General features: G+C 52.8%; 16 protein-coding genes. 10 read left to right on the top strand and 6 right to left on the bottom strand.

From position 1 onward, the window contains the following. Positions 1-92: 92 nt before the first annotated feature. Positions 93-851: a M48 family metallopeptidase gene (locus tag HV311_RS04015; RefSeq protein WP_191220738.1), complete on the top strand. Its 759-nt coding sequence runs from the start codon at positions 93-95 to the stop codon at positions 849-851. Positions 852-962: 111 nt separating this feature from the next. Here HV311_RS04015 and speB read toward each other — a convergent pair whose 3' ends face one another. The 5 genes from speB to HV311_RS27940 all read right to left on the bottom strand — a co-directional run bounded on the left by speB (position 963) and on the right by HV311_RS27940 (position 5,245). Further along, positions 963-1,883 (bottom strand): agmatinase, encoded by a 921-nt coding sequence (gene speB / locus HV311_RS04010; protein ID WP_016154388.1) that lies wholly within the window; start codon positions 1,881-1,883, stop codon positions 963-965. Between the two features lie 132 nt (positions 1,884-2,015). After that, positions 2,016-2,747 (bottom strand): hypothetical protein, encoded by a 732-nt coding sequence (locus tag HV311_RS04005; RefSeq protein WP_191220737.1) that lies wholly within the window; start codon positions 2,745-2,747, stop codon positions 2,016-2,018. A gap of 152 nt (positions 2,748-2,899) precedes the next feature. Continuing rightward, positions 2,900-4,876 (bottom strand): biosynthetic arginine decarboxylase, encoded by a 1,977-nt coding sequence (gene speA, locus HV311_RS04000; RefSeq protein WP_016154389.1) that lies wholly within the window; start codon positions 4,874-4,876, stop codon positions 2,900-2,902. A gap of 8 nt (positions 4,877-4,884) precedes the next feature. After that, a complete protein-coding gene (gene yqgB / locus HV311_RS03995; RefSeq protein ID WP_049041971.1) occupies positions 4,885-5,016 on the bottom strand; it encodes an acid stress response protein YqgB in 132 nt (43 codons plus the stop codon). 91 nt (positions 5,017-5,107) lie between these two features. Further along, positions 5,108-5,245 (bottom strand): hypothetical protein, encoded by a 138-nt coding sequence (locus tag HV311_RS27940; protein ID WP_269149342.1) that lies wholly within the window; start codon positions 5,243-5,245, stop codon positions 5,108-5,110. 538 nt (positions 5,246-5,783) lie between these two features. Here HV311_RS27940 and metK point away from each other — a divergent pair. The 8 genes from metK (at position 5,784) to ruvX (ending at position 13,031) form a co-directional block, all read left to right on the top strand. Next, positions 5,784-6,938: a methionine adenosyltransferase gene (gene metK, locus HV311_RS03985; protein ID WP_003027071.1), complete on the top strand. Its 1,155-nt coding sequence runs from the start codon at positions 5,784-5,786 to the stop codon at positions 6,936-6,938. Positions 6,939-7,336: 398 nt separating this feature from the next. Continuing rightward, the gene (galP, locus tag HV311_RS03980) at positions 7,337-8,731 is read left to right on the top strand and encodes a galactose/proton symporter (RefSeq protein ID WP_016154390.1); all 1,395 of its coding nucleotides are present in this window, start codon (positions 7,337-7,339) and stop codon (positions 8,729-8,731) included. 77 nt (positions 8,732-8,808) lie between these two features. Beyond that, on the top strand, positions 8,809-9,306 hold the full coding sequence (locus HV311_RS03975; protein WP_016154391.1) for a SprT family zinc-dependent metalloprotease: 498 nt from the start codon (positions 8,809-8,811) through the stop codon (positions 9,304-9,306). A gap of 94 nt (positions 9,307-9,400) precedes the next feature. Then, a complete protein-coding gene (gene endA / locus HV311_RS03970) occupies positions 9,401-10,057 on the top strand; it encodes a deoxyribonuclease I (protein ID WP_191220736.1) in 657 nt (218 codons plus the stop codon). A 126-nt stretch (positions 10,058-10,183) separates the two neighbouring features. Then, positions 10,184-10,915: a 16S rRNA (uracil(1498)-N(3))-methyltransferase gene (gene rsmE, locus HV311_RS03965; RefSeq protein WP_191220735.1), complete on the top strand. Its 732-nt coding sequence runs from the start codon at positions 10,184-10,186 to the stop codon at positions 10,913-10,915. Positions 10,916-10,927: 12 nt separating this feature from the next. Then, entirely contained in the window at positions 10,928-11,875 is a 948-nt protein-coding gene (gshB, locus tag HV311_RS03960; protein ID WP_047414456.1) for a glutathione synthase, read from the top strand. A 176-nt stretch (positions 11,876-12,051) separates the two neighbouring features. Next, positions 12,052-12,615 (top strand): YqgE/AlgH family protein, encoded by a 564-nt coding sequence (locus tag HV311_RS03955; protein ID WP_016154395.1) that lies wholly within the window; start codon positions 12,052-12,054, stop codon positions 12,613-12,615. After that, positions 12,615-13,031 (top strand): Holliday junction resolvase RuvX, encoded by a 417-nt coding sequence (gene ruvX / locus HV311_RS03950; protein WP_003825428.1) that lies wholly within the window; start codon positions 12,615-12,617, stop codon positions 13,029-13,031. Before HV311_RS03955 ends, ruvX begins: the two co-directional genes overlap by 1 nt. Here ruvX and HV311_RS03945 read toward each other — a convergent pair. Next, positions 13,028-14,008, bottom strand: a complete 981-nt coding sequence (locus HV311_RS03945; RefSeq protein ID WP_191220734.1) for a type IV pilus twitching motility protein PilT — start codon at positions 14,006-14,008, stop codon at positions 13,028-13,030. The genes ruvX and HV311_RS03945 overlap by 4 nt on opposite strands. A 17-nt stretch (positions 14,009-14,025) precedes the next feature. Here HV311_RS03945 and HV311_RS03940 point away from each other — a divergent pair, with 17 nt between their 5' ends. After that, positions 14,026-14,730: a YggS family pyridoxal phosphate-dependent enzyme gene (locus tag HV311_RS03940; RefSeq protein ID WP_016154400.1), complete on the top strand. Its 705-nt coding sequence runs from the start codon at positions 14,026-14,028 to the stop codon at positions 14,728-14,730. Positions 14,731-14,742: the final 12 nt, after the last annotated feature.

Here is a 14,742-nt window from a genome sequence, read left to right as displayed (position 1 = left end):
ATGTTCTTTTCTTTATACTAAGGCCGAGCGTCGGTTTACCTGCAAACGACGCATTTTTTAGAAAAATCCTGACTTTGTGCGGAAGAGAAAAAATGAAAATTCGCGCTTTACTGCTTGCTACGAGCATGGCGGCGGCATTGACCGGCTGCCAGAACATGGACTCAAACGGACTGCTTTCTTCTGGCGCAGAGGCTTTTCAGGCCTATAGTCTGAGCGATACTCAGGTAAAAGCGCTGAGCGATCAGGCCTGTAAAGATATGGACAGCAAGGCTACTATCGCCCCTGCCAGCAGCGAGTACGCAACGCGTCTTGGCAAAATCGCCGCCGCGCTTGGCGACAACATTAACGGCCAGCCGGTGAACTACAAAGTCTATATGGCGAAAGATGTGAATGCCTTTGCCATGGCGAACGGTTGTATCCGCGTGTACAGCGGCCTGATGGACATGATGACCGATAACGAAGTCGAAGCGGTGATCGGCCACGAAATGGGCCACGTCGCGCTGGGTCACGTGAAAAAAGGCATGCAGGTCGCGCTGGGCACTAACGCCGTACGTGCAGCAGCGGCTTCCGCTGGCGGCATTGTCGGCAGCCTGTCGCAGTCGCAATTGGGCGATCTTGGCGAGAAACTGGTGAACTCGCAGTTCTCCCAGCGTCAGGAATCCGAAGCGGATGATTACTCGTATGATTTGTTGCGCAAACGTCGGCTCAATCCGGCAGGACTGGCCACCAGCTTTGAGAAACTGGCTAAACTGGAAGCAGGACGCCAAAGCTCAATGTTTGACGATCACCCGGCATCTGCAGAACGTGCGCAACACATTCGCGATCGCATGAGCGCAGACGGGATAAAATAATCCTCGAACAGTGCCGGATGGTGGCGTGAACGCCTTATCCGGCCTACAAATTCAGCAATAATGTAGGCCGGACTAGCGTCAGCGACATCCGGCAAAATAGTCCGAAACCCGTTATTCGCCTTTCTTCGCCGCCTGGATATACAGCATTTCCAGTGCCAGCGTAGCCGCCGCCAGCGCGGTGATCTCTGACTGATCGTAGGCCGGAGCCACTTCCACCACATCCATCCCGACGATATTCAGATCTTTCAGACCACGTACCAGCTTGATCGCGCGATCGGAAGTCAGACCGCCGATCACGGGCGTACCGGTTCCTGGAGCAAACGCCGGATCGAGGCAGTCGATATCAAAGGTCAGATACACCGGCATATCACCAACAATCTGCTTAACCTGGGCGATGATGTCATCTACGCCGCGATCGTTCACCTGGCAAGCATCCAGCACGGTAAAGCCGTTATCTTTGTCGAACTCGGTACGAATACCGATCTGCACAGAGTGATTCGGATCGATCAGACCTTCGTTCGGCGCAGTGTAGAACATGGTACCGTGGTCGAATTCACAGCCGTTAGCGTAGGTGTCGGTGTGGGCATCAAAGTGCACCAGTGCCATTTTACCAAAGTGTTTAGCATGCGCGCGCAGGAGGGGCAGCGTGACGAAGTGGTCACCGCCGAAAGAGAGCATGCGCTTACCGGCAGAAAGCAACTTCTCAGCATGCGCCTGCAGTTTTTCACTCATTTCACGGGCATCACCGAACGCATAAACCAGATCGCCGCAGTCCACCACGTTCAGACGCTCGCGCATATCGAAGTCCCACGGGAAGCGATTGTGTTCCCACGCCAGGTTAGTGGAAACCTGACGGATCGCAGCCGGACCATGACGACCGCCCGCGCGGCCAGACGTTGCCATATCAAACGGTACGCCGGTGATCACCCAATCGGCGTCGCTGTCGTACGGCATGAAGTTCATCGGCAGACGCAAAAAACCAAAGGCGTTAGAAACCAGGGAGTTGTCGTATTGATGACCTAAGGTGCTCATGGCAAAAACCTCATATTCGTCGGTATAAAAAAACCCTTCCGCGTCGTTAGGCCCGACGAGGAAGGGTTAGATTTTTTAAAACAGATTTTGTGTAATTATCGCCTTAAAACTTCCCCGCTTCAAGCAGCGCTTTTATTGACGACATGGCGGCGGGGCATAACCATTACTGTCCGCCGGGAATGCCTGCGCAGAGCAAGGCGGGAGCGTTTTAACGACCAGGCCCTGCAAAGCAAATGCGGCGAAACCAATCACTCCGATGTTGCGCCTGTCACCCTGCGCAGAGTTAGCGGCGTAGGAGTTTGAAGCATCAGAAAACCGAAATTCGGCTTCAGTATACTTATCTTTTCTGAACCCTTTGATTGCCAGCGAATCTCCCGCATTAACAATATAACCGCTGTTATTCAGCGAACCAGGTTTGCCGTTAAGTACATCAAGCCCATCTACAGTCGCGACGATTTCATAGTTCGTATCTCGACTGTGATTGCGCACATACAATTGATAATTTGTCCCCACCCTGGCTGGAAGACTATATTGCCATTGCCCAACAGAGGAGTTGTAAAGACGGGTAATAGGGATAGAATTAAAATTAGCATCGCGAACAGCATATTCCAAATCACTAATGCGTATGCTGTATACTCTATCGTAACCCGTCGAATACTTTGCAGAATAATTTATTAATATGACTTCGGCAGGGTCGCGCTCCGCACGTTCTACAGATACGCCCGTTACCGTTGAGTGCACGTCGCCGCCCCAGGCCGTTCCCACGCCTGGCGAAGGTGCACTGCTATAATATGCGGGCACCGAACAGCCACCAGCAAGTAAAAAAAATACGGCAAAAAATACGTTCCACTTAAATCCCTTCATCTCGATTCCTTTTCTGTTTCCGAGTTATTACATCGGCAACAGTAGAGTTCTAAAAAGATAAAAGAAAGAGTTGCCACCATATTTCAGATTTCGTTAATAAAAAAAGAGCCGGTTTATATAAATAAGCCGGCTCTCAAGCAGATATATCTTAATTACTCGTCTTCGAGATAGGTATATCCGTACAGTCCTGCCTCAAACTCTTCGAGGAACTGCTGCTGCAACTCGGTATCCAGATCGGTGTTTTTCACCTGGTCACGGAACTGCGTTAGCAGGGTGTTCGGATCCAACTGCACGTATTGCAGCATATCCGCCACGGTATCCCCTTCGTCAGACAGCTCAACTTCCACGCTGCCGTCAGGGAAGACGAACACGTCAACCGCTTCGGTATCACCGAACAGGTTGTGCATGTTACCAAGGATCTCCTGGTACGCACCCACCATAAAGAAGCCCAGCATCGGCGGATTCTCCGGGTCGTATTCCGGCATCGGCATGGTGGTCGCAATGCCGTCACCATCAACATAGTGGTCGATAGCGCCATCAGAGTCACAGGTGATATCCAGCAGCACCGCACGGCGCTCAGGAGCTTTGTTCAGCCCTTCCAGCGGCATCACCGGGAACAGCTGATCGATCCCCCACGCATCCGGCATCGACTGGAACAGCGAGAAGTTGACGTAAATCTTATCCGCCATACGCTCCTGCAACTCGTCGATAATCGGACGGTGCGCGCGGTTGCTCGGGTCGAGTTGTTTTTGCACATCGTGACACATGTTCAGATAGAGCTGTTCTGCCCACGCGCGTTCCTGCAGGCTAAAGGTGCCTGAAGAATACCCAACGTGAATATCGTGCAGATCCATCTGGCTGTCGTGCAGCCATTCACGCAGCGAACGACGGGTTCCCGGCTCATGCATCTCTTGCCAGGTTTCCCACATGCTTTGCAGGGCACGCGGCGCATCGTCAGCCGGAGGCGTTGCTTCGGTATGCTCACTACGCTCAACGCCGATAATATTAGACACCAGCACGGTATGATGCGCGGTAACAGCGCGACCGGATTCGGTAATTACCGTCGGGTGCGGCAGACCGTGCTCTTCACAGGCGTCGCCAATGGCCCAGATGATGTTGTTCGCGTATTCGTTCAGGCCGTAGTTTACGGAGCAGTCAGACTGCGAACGGGTACCTTCGTAGTCCACGCCCAGGCCACCGCCCACGTCGAAGCACTGGATATTTACGCCAAGCTTGTGCAGCTCAACGTAGAAACGCGCCGACTCACGTACGCCGGTGGCAATATCACGAATGTTCGCCATCTGTGAGCCGAGGTGGAAGTGCAGCAACTGAATACTGTCCAGACGACCGCGCTCGCGCAGCATTTCTACCAGTTGCAGCACCTGGTTTGCCGCCAGGCCAAATTTCGATTTCTCTCCGCCGGAGGACTGCCATTTGCCGGAACCCTGCGACGCCAGACGCGCACGCACGCCCAGACGCGGAACAACATTCAGTCGTTCAGCTTCATCCAGCACGATAGCGATTTCAGACATCTTCTCGATGACCAGGTAGATCTTATGGCCCATCTTTTCGCCAATTAGCGCCAGGCGGATGTATTCGCGGTCTTTATAGCCGTTACACACGATCACGCTGCGGGTCATTCCAGCATGAGCCAGAACGGCCATCAGTTCAGCTTTAGAACCGGCTTCCAGCCCCAGCGGTTCGCCGGAGTGGATCAGCGATTCAATCACGCGACGGTGCTGGTTAACCTTGATCGGGTAAACGAGGAAATAGTCACCGTTGTAGCCGTAAGACTCACGGGCGCGCTTAAACGCGGCGTTAATCGAACGCAGACGGTGTTGCAGGATCTGCGGGAAGCAGAACAATGCAGGCAAACGCTGGCCCTGCGCTTCACGGGCTTTCACCAACTCAGCAAGGTCAACGCGCGCTTCTGGTACGTCGGGATCCGGGCACACGCTGATGTGGCCCAGTTCATTGACGTCATAGTAGTTATTACCCCACCAGGCAATATTGTAAGTACGCAGCATCTTGCTGGCTTCCTGGGAACTCATTGCAACCTCCTGCATGGAGCGTAGTACACCGTGTTCGCCTGCTGACGAAGGCGAACCCAAAGAAATGTCGTCAGACATAGCGAACCTCAAATTTTATTAACAAGTGTAAAACAGTTGACTACTATCGCAATCCGAAGACGCGATAACAACCCAAATACAGGCAGAATTTCCAGCAGATAGTGCTGACGCTCCGACTGTGCGACCGGTTTCTTTTTCATATCAATGTAAACACGTAACCGAACTTAATGCTGACGGTTCGGCGAAACCACGAGAAAACTCTTGTTTACCAAGAGCGCCCTTGTTCAGTTCTTAGTGACCGTTGCCGGCCCTGGAGTCCTGAGAAGCGCCGAGATGGGTATAACATCGGCAGGTATGCAAGATGCAGATTGCGGGGGACATATGTACACCAGAACGGTGCGACAGATTCAGCAGAATACAACGGTTCATTATCTCGTATCACCTCCACGGTTGCTCCTGACGGAACGAACCCACAAGCCAAAGCTAAAGTTTTAACCCGGCTGGAAGTGGCAACACGATGAAAACGTCGTGTGCTTTTTTGTCTATCCTCAATAAATCGAGTTGCGGGAAGGCGGCAACGCAGTGAATCCCCGGGCGCTTACAGGAGTAAGTGACTGGGCGAGTATTGCCAACGCACATGCAACTTGAAGTATGACGGATATGAGCCGCGCGCCGCGTTTTATACCGACAACAGTACGAAAAAGCAAAAGATAAATACGCGCATTGCCAGCACCGTCAGGAAAAATTTCCAGTTACATTTTCAGTACAATGCGAGCTCAATCAAAAAAAGCTGGAAATCAGGCGCAGAACCGACTTAAAATAGCCGTCCAGATGTTAATCCATCTATACCGATTAACACTCAGACTGCCAGTGTCCGTCATCTGCAGACTCATGGTAGAATCTTCTACACATGGCTATTCCACTCGACAGTTTGAGCTAACTACATTCTCCTTAGGTGAAATTAAATATGGCAAAACACCTTTTTACGTCCGAGTCCGTATCAGAAGGGCATCCTGACAAAATCGCTGACCAAATCTCTGATGCCGTGCTGGATGCAATCCTGGAGCAGGATCCGAAAGCACGCGTTGCCTGCGAAACCTACGTCAAAACCGGTATGGTTTTAGTTGGCGGTGAGATCACCACCAGCGCATGGGTTGATATCGAAGAGATCACCCGTAACACGGTTCGCGAAATTGGCTATGTGCATTCCGACATGGGCTTTGATGCCAACTCTTGTGCGGTACTGAGCGCGATTGGTAAACAGTCTCCGGACATCAACCAGGGTGTTGACCGTGCGGATCCGCTGGAACAGGGCGCAGGCGACCAGGGTCTGATGTTTGGTTATGCAACCAACGAAACCGACGTGCTGATGCCAGCCCCGATTACCTATGCTCACCGTCTGGTGCAGCGTCAGGCTGAAGTGCGTAAAAACGGCACCTTATCCTGGCTGCGCCCGGATGCAAAAAGCCAGGTAACCTTCCAGTATGACGACGGTAAAATCGTCGGTATTGATGCGGTTGTTCTGTCGACTCAGCACTCTGAAGATATCGATCAGAAATCGCTGCAAGAAGCCGTTATGGAAGAGATCATCAAGCCGGTACTGCCGACTGAATGGCTGACAGCTTCAACCAAGTTCTTCATCAACCCAACCGGTCGTTTCGTTATCGGTGGTCCAATGGGTGACTGCGGTCTGACGGGTCGTAAAATCATCGTTGATACCTACGGCGGCATGGCCCGTCACGGCGGCGGCGCATTTTCTGGTAAGGATCCGTCTAAAGTTGACCGTTCCGCAGCTTATGCAGCCCGCTACGTAGCGAAAAACATCGTTGCCGCTGGCCTGGCTGACCGTTGTGAGATTCAGGTTTCCTACGCAATCGGCGTGGCTGAACCGACTTCTATCATGGTGGAAACTTTCGGTACTGAAAAAGTGCCTTCAGAACAGCTGACCCTGCTGGTGCGTGAGTTCTTCGACCTGCGCCCGTATGGCCTGATTCAGATGCTGGATCTGCTGCACCCGATTTACAAAGAAACCGCCGCTTACGGTCACTTTGGTCGCGAACATTTCCCATGGGAAAAAACCGACAAAGCCGCCCTGCTGCGTGAAGCTGCCGGTCTGAAGTAATTCCCCGACGGCTCAATGCTTATGAAGACCAGCCTCGTGCTGGTCTTTTTTTATGTCATTTGCTTTCCCATCCCCCATCGCTATAACCACGCTAATTTCATTTGCTTCAATAACAAATGAAAGCGATTACATAGCACGGTATTTCTATCCACCTTGAATTCACATCTCTTCGTTACCAGCATTGCATCACTGTTACATCATATTTCAGCATTGTCTTAAAATCAGCCAATCAACTTTATTCTATAATAATAAATAATGTTAACTTTCAATTCATTAAGCAATAATCCACATGAATGTTAGTGTAACCGATTACACTAATGTGATGTGATTCGCATTTTTTTACCCCGTACTCACCTACCCTTAACATCAACAAAACTAGCTACCCAACGGAGGGCATCATGCCTGACAATAAAAAAACGGGGCATTCCAACAAAGCCATGACATTTTTTGTCTGCTTCCTGGCAGCCCTGGCTGGATTACTTTTTGGCCTGGATATCGGTGTTATTGCCGGTGCTTTACCATTCATCACCGACGAGTTCCAAATTACCCCACACACTCAGGAATGGGTGGTGAGTTCCATGATGTTTGGTGCGGCAGTGGGCGCCGTCGGCAGCGGTTGGCTCTCCTTCAAGCTGGGGCGTAAAAAAAGCCTGATGATCGGCGCAATCCTGTTTGTTGCCGGTTCGCTGTTCTCCGCCGCAGCGCCAAACGTTGAAGTGCTGCTGGTTTCCCGCGTGCTGCTCGGCCTGGCAGTCGGCGTTGCGTCTTATACCGCACCGTTGTACTTGTCCGAAATCGCCCCGGAAAAAATTCGCGGCAGCATGATTTCTATGTATCAGTTAATGATCACCATCGGTATTTTAGGTGCGTATCTTTCCGATACGGCGTTTAGCTACAGCGGCGCATGGCGCTGGATGCTGGGCGTGATCATCATCCCTGCCCTGTTACTGCTGGTTGGGGTCATCTTCCTGCCGGACAGCCCGCGTTGGTTTGCGGCTAAACGTCGTTTTGTCGATGCCGAACGCGTTCTGTTGCGTCTGCGTGACACCAGCGCTGAAGCCAAACGCGAGCTGGATGAAATTCGTGAAAGCCTGCAAGTGAAGCAGAGCGGCTGGGCGCTGTTTAAAGAAAACAGCAACTTCCGCCGCGCAGTTTTCCTTGGCGTTCTATTACAGGTGATGCAGCAGTTCACCGGGATGAACGTCATTATGTATTACGCGCCAAAAATCTTTGAGCTGGCGGGTTACACCAACACCACCGAACAGATGTGGGGGACCGTTATTGTCGGTCTGACCAACGTGCTGGCAACCTTTATCGCCATTGGCCTGGTTGACCGCTGGGGCCGAAAACCTACGCTGATCCTCGGCTTTATCGTCATGGCCGTCGGTATGGGCGTGCTGGGTACCATGATGCACGTGGGTATTCACTCGCCAGCCGCACAATACTTCGCTGTCCTGATGCTGCTAATGTTTATCGTTGGCTTTGCGATGAGCGCCGGTCCGCTGATTTGGGTACTGTGCTCTGAAATCCAGCCGCTGAAAGGTCGCGATTTCGGCATCACCTGCTCTACCGCAACTAACTGGATTGCCAACATGATTGTCGGCGCAACCTTCCTGACGATGCTGAACTCGCTGGGCAGCGCCAACACCTTCTGGGTCTACGGTGGCCTGAACGTACTGTTCATCTTCCTGACCCTGTGGCTGATCCCTGAAACTAAAAACGTCTCTCTGGAACACATTGAACGTAACCTGATGAAAGGTCGTAAACTGCGCGAAATTGGCGCACACGACTAATCTCGTTAGGCTTCCTCCCCCGTGGGAGGGAGCCTTCCTCTTGCAGTCCCTTCCCTGTCGCACTATCCTCTGGCGTCATGAAAACCTCCCGTCTCCCGATCGCCATCCAGCAAGCCGTTATGCGCAGCCTGCGGGAAAAACTCGCTCAGGCCAATCTCAAGCTCGAACGCCAATACCCGGAACCAAAGCTGGTTTACCAACAGCGCGGAACCGCCGCGGGTACCGCGTGGCTACAAACCTACGAAATTCGTCTTAATCCAGTTTTGCTGATGGAGAATGTTGACGCGTTCGTTAACGAAGTGGTGCCCCATGAACTGGCGCATCTACTGGTGTGGAAACACTTTGGCCGCGTACCGCCGCACGGGAAAGAGTGGAAATGGATGATGGAGAGCGTGCTGGGCGTACCGGCCCGGCGCACGCATCAGTTTGAGCTGCAATCCGTGCAGCGTAAGACCTTTACATACCGCTGTAAGTGTCAGGAGCACCAACTGACCGTCCGCCGCCATAACCGCGTTGTACGCGGCGAAGCCACCTACCGCTGCGTTCACTGCGGTCAACCGCTGGTTGCAGAATAATCTTCAGAATTATCAGGAACTTTTCTGATCTAACTGATTGCATACAGGAATGACTTTCGCTACGTTGCGGGCTCGTTTTGACACGGAGTTCGTGATGTACCGTAATCTTTCTTTTGCTGCGGCCTTGTTAGCCGCTGCGTTTTCAGGCTCGGTTTTAGCCGAAGGCATCAACAGTTTTTCTCAGGCAAAAGCAGCAGGCGTTAAAGTTAACGCCGATGCGCCAGGCGATTTCTATTGCGGATGTAAAATTAACTGGCAAGGAAAAAAAGGGGTCGTTGACCTCGAATCCTGCGGCTATAAAGTGCGAAAAAATGAAAACCGCGCCAGTCGAATTGAATGGGAACACGTGGTCCCCGCCTGGCAATTTGGTCATCAGCGCCAGTGCTGGCAGGACGGAGGGCGTAAAAACTGCGCTAAAGATCCGGTCTATCGCAAAATGGAAAGCGATATGCATAACCTGCAGCCCGCGGTGGGTGAGGTCAATGGCGATCGCGCAAACTTTATGTACAGCCAGTGGAACGGTGGCGAAGGCCAATATGGACAATGCACAATGAAGGTTGACTTCAAAGAGAAAGTTGCCGAGCCACCAGCCCGCGCCCGTGGCGCCATCGCGCGTACCTATTTTTACATGCGCGACCAATACAACCTGACGCTCTCCCGCCAGCAAACTCAGCTTTTTAATGCCTGGAATAAGCAGTATCCGGTCACCGATTGGGAGTGTGAGCGCGACGAACGCATTGCGAAGGTATAAGGGAACCATAACCCCTATGTGCAACGCGCTTGCCAGGCGCAAAAGAGCTAACCTACACTAGCAGCAATATTTTTTAACCATGCCCTGGCCTTTTGCAGCTCAGGGCCATGACGCGGATGTTTAACTATGCGCATTCCTCGCATTTATCACCCTGAGCCACTCACTTCCGGCAGCCAAATTTCACTGTGTGAAGATGCAGCCAACCATATCGGCCGCGTACTGCGTATGGGGCCAGGCCAGGCGCTACAGCTGTTTGATGGCAGCAATCAGGTATTCGACGCCGAAATCACCCACGCCAGTAAGAAAAGCGTGGACGTGAAGGTGCTTAACGCTGAACTCGACGATCGAGAATCGCCGCTACACATCCACCTGGGCCAGGTGATGTCGCGGGGTGAAAAAATGGAATTTACTATCCAAAAATCGATTGAACTGGGTGTAAGCCTCATTACGCCACTTTTTTCTGAGCGCTGCGGCGTTAAACTGGACAGCGAACGCCTGAACAAGAAGCTCCAGCAGTGGCAGAAAATCGCCATTGCCGCCTGCGAACAGTGCGGTCGTAATCGGGTGCCTGAAATTCGCCCGACGATGGATCTGGAAGCGTGGTGCGCCGAACAGGATGAAGGTCTGAAACTGAACCTGCATCCCCGCGCCAGCGCCAGCATCAATACGCTGCCGCTCCCGGTGGAACGCATCCGGTTGCTGATTGGCCCCGAAGGTGGGCTGTCGGCAGATGAAATTGCCATGACCGCACGGTATCAGTTTACTGATATTCTGTTAGGACCTCGCGTTCTGCGTACTGAGACAACTGCGCTCACCGCCATCACCGCGCTACAGGTGCGTTTTGGCGATCTGGGCTAACGGAGAAGAACAATGATCAAGCTCGGCATCGTGATGGATCCCATCGCAAGCATCAACATCAAGAAAGATTCCAGCTTCGCTATGCTGCTGGAAGCGCAACGTCGCGGTTACGAAATTCATTATATGGAAATGGCCGATCTCTATCTGATCAACGGTGAAGCCCGCGCCCGTACGCGTACCCTGAGCGTAGAGCAGAACTACGACAAATGGTATGAGTTCAAAAGCGAGCAGGATCTCCCGCTGGCAGATCTGGACGTCATTCTGATGCGTAAGGATCCGCCGTTTGATACCGAGTTCATCTACGCAACCTATATTCTGGAACGTGCAGAGGAGAAAGGGACGCTAATCGTTAACAAACCGCAGAGCCTGCGCGATTGTAACGAGAAGCTGTTCACCGCATGGTTTGCCGACCTGACGCCGGAAACGCTGGTCACGCGTAACAAAGCGCAGCTGAAAGCCTTCTGGCAAAAACACAGCGACATCATTCTCAAACCGCTGGACGGCATGGGCGGTGCATCTATTTTCCGCGTGAAGGAAGGCGATCCGAACCTTGGCGTTATTGCCGAAACGCTGACCGAGCACGGTACCCGTTATTGCATGGCGCAGAACTATCTGCCGGCAATTAAAGACGGTGATAAACGCGTGCTGGTGGTCGATGGCGAACCCGTTCCGTACTGCCTGGCGCGTATTCCACAAGGCGGCGAAACCCGTGGCAACCTGGCAGCCGGCGGTCGTGGCGAGCCGCGTCCATTAACCGACAGCGACTGGGAAATTGCACGTCGCATTGGGCCAACGCTGAAAGCAAAAGGTTTGATTTTTGTCGGTCTGGATATCATTGGCGACCGTCTGACGGAAATTAACGTCACCAGCCCAACCTGTATTCGTGAAATTGAAGCGGAGTTCCCGGTTTCGATTACCGGTATGCTGATGGACGCCATCGAGGCACGTTTGCAGAAATAAATAAGTTGCCGGATGGCGATGCCTTCGCGTCTTATCCGGCCTACATTTGCACCCCGTAGGCCGGATAAGGCAAAGCTGCCATCCGGCAAAGCTATCTTCAGAGGGTGACATCTTCGCGCTTTGCCCACATACTGGGCTCTGTTGCTTTTTTGAACCAGGAAACAGAACCTCTGACAATGAATTTACAGCATCACTTTCTAATTGCCATGCCTGCTCTCCAGGATCCGATTTTCCGCCGTTCCGTGGTGTATATCTGTGAACACAATGAGAACGGAGCAATGGGGATTATCGTCAATAAGCCTCTGGAAAACTTACAAATTGAAGGGATTCTGGAAAAGCTAAAGATTACTCCAGAAGCACGCGATCCTGCCATTCGTCTGGACAAACCGGTGATGCTCGGCGGCCCGCTGGCGGAAGACCGTGGATTTATTCTACACACCCCGCCGTCACGCTTTGCCTCCAGTATTCGCATTTCAGATAACACTATCATCACCACCTCCCGCGATGTACTTGAAACCCTGGGTACGCAGGAGCAGCCATCCGAAGTGCTGGTTGCGCTGGGCTATTCATCATGGGAAAAAGGTCAACTGGAACAAGAGCTATTGGATAACGCCTGGCTCACTGCTCCCGCAGACCTGAACATCTTATTTAAAACGCCGATTGCCGACCGCTGGCGCGATGCGGCGAAGCTTATCGGGATTGATATTCAGACCATGCCTGGCGTGGCGGGACACGCCTGATGAGCGGAACATTACTCTCTTTTGATTTTGGTACGAAAAGTATCGGCGTCGCGGTTGGTCAACGCATTACCGGTACGGCGAGACCCTTGCCCGCCATCAAAGCACAGGACGGCACGCCAGACTGGAGTTTAATTGAACGTCTGCTAAAAGAGTGGCAGCCGGACGAAATCATTGTCGGCCTGCCGCTCAACATGGATGGCACCGAACAACCCCTTACTGCGCGCGCGCGCAAATTCGCTAACCGCATTCACGGTCGCTTTGGCGTAACCGTAACGCTGCACGATGAACGTTTGAGCACCGTCGAAGCCCGCTCAGGTCTGTTTGAGCAAGGCGGATACCGGGCGTTGAATAAAGGCAAAGTAGATTCCGCTTCTGCCGTTATTATCCTTGAAAGCTATTTCGAGCAGGGCTACTAAAGTCGCCCCTGCGCCTGGCGCTGCTGCTGACTTTGTGCAAACGTCTGCATCCCTGTCTGCCGCCCGGTTTGAATCACACCGGGTAGCTGATGCGTTTTCCCTTCGCGGATCAAATTGCCCACGGCGGGAGTGTTGACGAGCAGTTCGAATAGCGCCACGCGTCCTCCCTGCTTATCTTCCTCCAACTTTTGCGAAAGTACCGCCCGCAGGCTGTCTGCCAGTTGGTTACGCACCGGATCTTTCTCCTGAGCGGGAAAGGTGTCCACCAGCCGCGCGATGGCCTGCGCCGCCCCTCGCGTATGTAAGGTTGCCAACACCAGATGCCCGGTCTCCGCTGCCGTTAAGGCCAAACGAATAGTTTCCACGTCGCGCAGCTCGCCCAGCAAAATGACGTCGGGATCTTCGCGTAACGCGCCGCGCAAACCGGCAGCAAAAGAAGCGCAGTGTACGCCCACCTCCCGCTGCTGAATAAGACAACGCTGGCTGGTGTAGCGATATTCAATCGGATCTTCCAGCGTCAGAATATGCCCCGCAATATGTTGATTAAGGTACTCCACCATCGCCGCCAGGGTGGTTGATTTACCGCTGCCGGTGGCTCCAGTGACCAGAACTAATCCATTTTCACCGTGCAGCAGTTCAGGTATGGCCTCGGGGGTCTGAAGATCGTCTAAACGAGGACATTCAAGCGGTAGCAATCTTAGCGCCAGCGAGGTTCCCTGTTGATGAACAAATGCGCTGGCGCGTAGACGCCGGGAGTCCGCCAGCGTAAGGGCAAAATCAATCTGCCCCTGTTCCCGCCACTGTACCTGTTGTTGCTCACTGAGCCAGCACATCAGCAGATTCTCCACGTCAGGCGTAGTAAATGGTGCGGTTTCGACTTTTCCACCTATGCGCCAGCGCGCAGGCCATGCATTGCACAGGTGTAGATCCGACACGTTATGCTTTACACTAAGGGCCACTATTTCTTCCATATTCATATGAACATCCTCGGAAAATGAACGATATCGCGCATAACCTGGCACATGTCCGGGACAAAATCTCAGCCGCCGCGACGCGTTGCGGGCGGTCTTCAGAAGAAGTTATGTTGCTTGCAGTCAGCAAAACCAAACCTGCGAGCGCCATCGAAGAAGCCATGACCGCAGGGCAGCGTGCCTTCGGTGAAAACTATGTCCAGGAAGGGGTGGATAAGATCCGCTACTTTCAGGAAAAAGGCGTTAACGATCTGCAGTGGCACTTTATCGGCCCGCTGCAGTCGAACAAAAGTCGTCTGGTCGCTGAACATTTTGACTGGTGCCATACGATTGATCGTCTGCGTATCGCTGCCCGTCTGAGCGAACAGCGCCCTGCGGAACTGCCGCCGCTCAATGTGTTGATTCAGATTAATATCAGCGATGAGAACAGTAAGTCAGGTATTCCGCTTGCAGAGCTTGACGCACTGGCCGCTGAAGTCGCCGCGCTGCCACGCATTACCCTGCGTGGTTTGATGGCGATTCCGGCGCCAGAGTCAGATTATGTAAGGCAGTTTGAAGTTGCACAGCAAATGGCGGTAGCATTTGCCGGGTTGAAAACACGTTACCCAAGTATCGACACGCTCTCACTGGGGATGTCTGATGATATGGATGCCGCCATTGCGGCGGGTAGCACGATGGTGCGCATCGGCACTGCCATTTTTGGTGCTCGTGATTACACTAAAAAATAAGGAAAACTAAGG

Origin of the sequence: Citrobacter sp. RHBSTW-00881, assembly GCF_013728515.1 — a bacterium.
GTDB lineage: Bacteria > Pseudomonadota > Gammaproteobacteria > Enterobacterales > Enterobacteriaceae > Citrobacter > Citrobacter braakii.
This window is presented reverse-complemented; position numbering and strand designations above follow the sequence as displayed.

Bases quoted from the DNA above. Each gene is read 5' to 3' on its own strand.
- HV311_RS04015 (WP_191220738.1), top strand. From the start codon at position 93: ATGAAAATTCGCGCTTTACTGCTTGCTACGAGCATGGCGGCGGCATTG.
- speB (WP_016154388.1), bottom strand. From the start codon at position 1,883: ATGAGCACCTTAGGTCATCAATACGACAACTCCCTGGTTTCTAACGCC.
- HV311_RS04005 (WP_191220737.1), bottom strand. From the start codon at position 2,747: ATGAAGGGATTTAAGTGGAACGTATTTTTTGCCGTATTTTTTTTACTT.
- speA (WP_016154389.1), bottom strand. From the start codon at position 4,876: ATGTCTGACGACATTTCTTTGGGTTCGCCTTCGTCAGCAGGCGAACAC.
- yqgB (WP_049041971.1), bottom strand. From the start codon at position 5,016: ATGAAAAAGAAACCGGTCGCACAGTCGGAGCGTCAGCACTATCTGCTG.
- HV311_RS27940 (WP_269149342.1), bottom strand. From the start codon at position 5,245: ATGAACCGTTGTATTCTGCTGAATCTGTCGCACCGTTCTGGTGTACAT.
- metK (WP_003027071.1), top strand. From the start codon at position 5,784: ATGGCAAAACACCTTTTTACGTCCGAGTCCGTATCAGAAGGGCATCCT.
- galP (WP_016154390.1), top strand. From the start codon at position 7,337: ATGCCTGACAATAAAAAAACGGGGCATTCCAACAAAGCCATGACATTT.
- HV311_RS03975 (WP_016154391.1), top strand. From the start codon at position 8,809: ATGAAAACCTCCCGTCTCCCGATCGCCATCCAGCAAGCCGTTATGCGC.
- endA (WP_191220736.1), top strand. From the start codon at position 9,401: ATGTACCGTAATCTTTCTTTTGCTGCGGCCTTGTTAGCCGCTGCGTTT.
- rsmE (WP_191220735.1), top strand. From the start codon at position 10,184: ATGCGCATTCCTCGCATTTATCACCCTGAGCCACTCACTTCCGGCAGC.
- gshB (WP_047414456.1), top strand. From the start codon at position 10,928: ATGATCAAGCTCGGCATCGTGATGGATCCCATCGCAAGCATCAACATC.
- HV311_RS03955 (WP_016154395.1), top strand. From the start codon at position 12,052: ATGAATTTACAGCATCACTTTCTAATTGCCATGCCTGCTCTCCAGGAT.
- ruvX (WP_003825428.1), top strand. From the start codon at position 12,615: ATGAGCGGAACATTACTCTCTTTTGATTTTGGTACGAAAAGTATCGGC.
- HV311_RS03945 (WP_191220734.1), bottom strand. From the start codon at position 14,008: ATGAATATGGAAGAAATAGTGGCCCTTAGTGTAAAGCATAACGTGTCG.
- HV311_RS03940 (WP_016154400.1), top strand. From the start codon at position 14,026: ATGAACGATATCGCGCATAACCTGGCACATGTCCGGGACAAAATCTCA.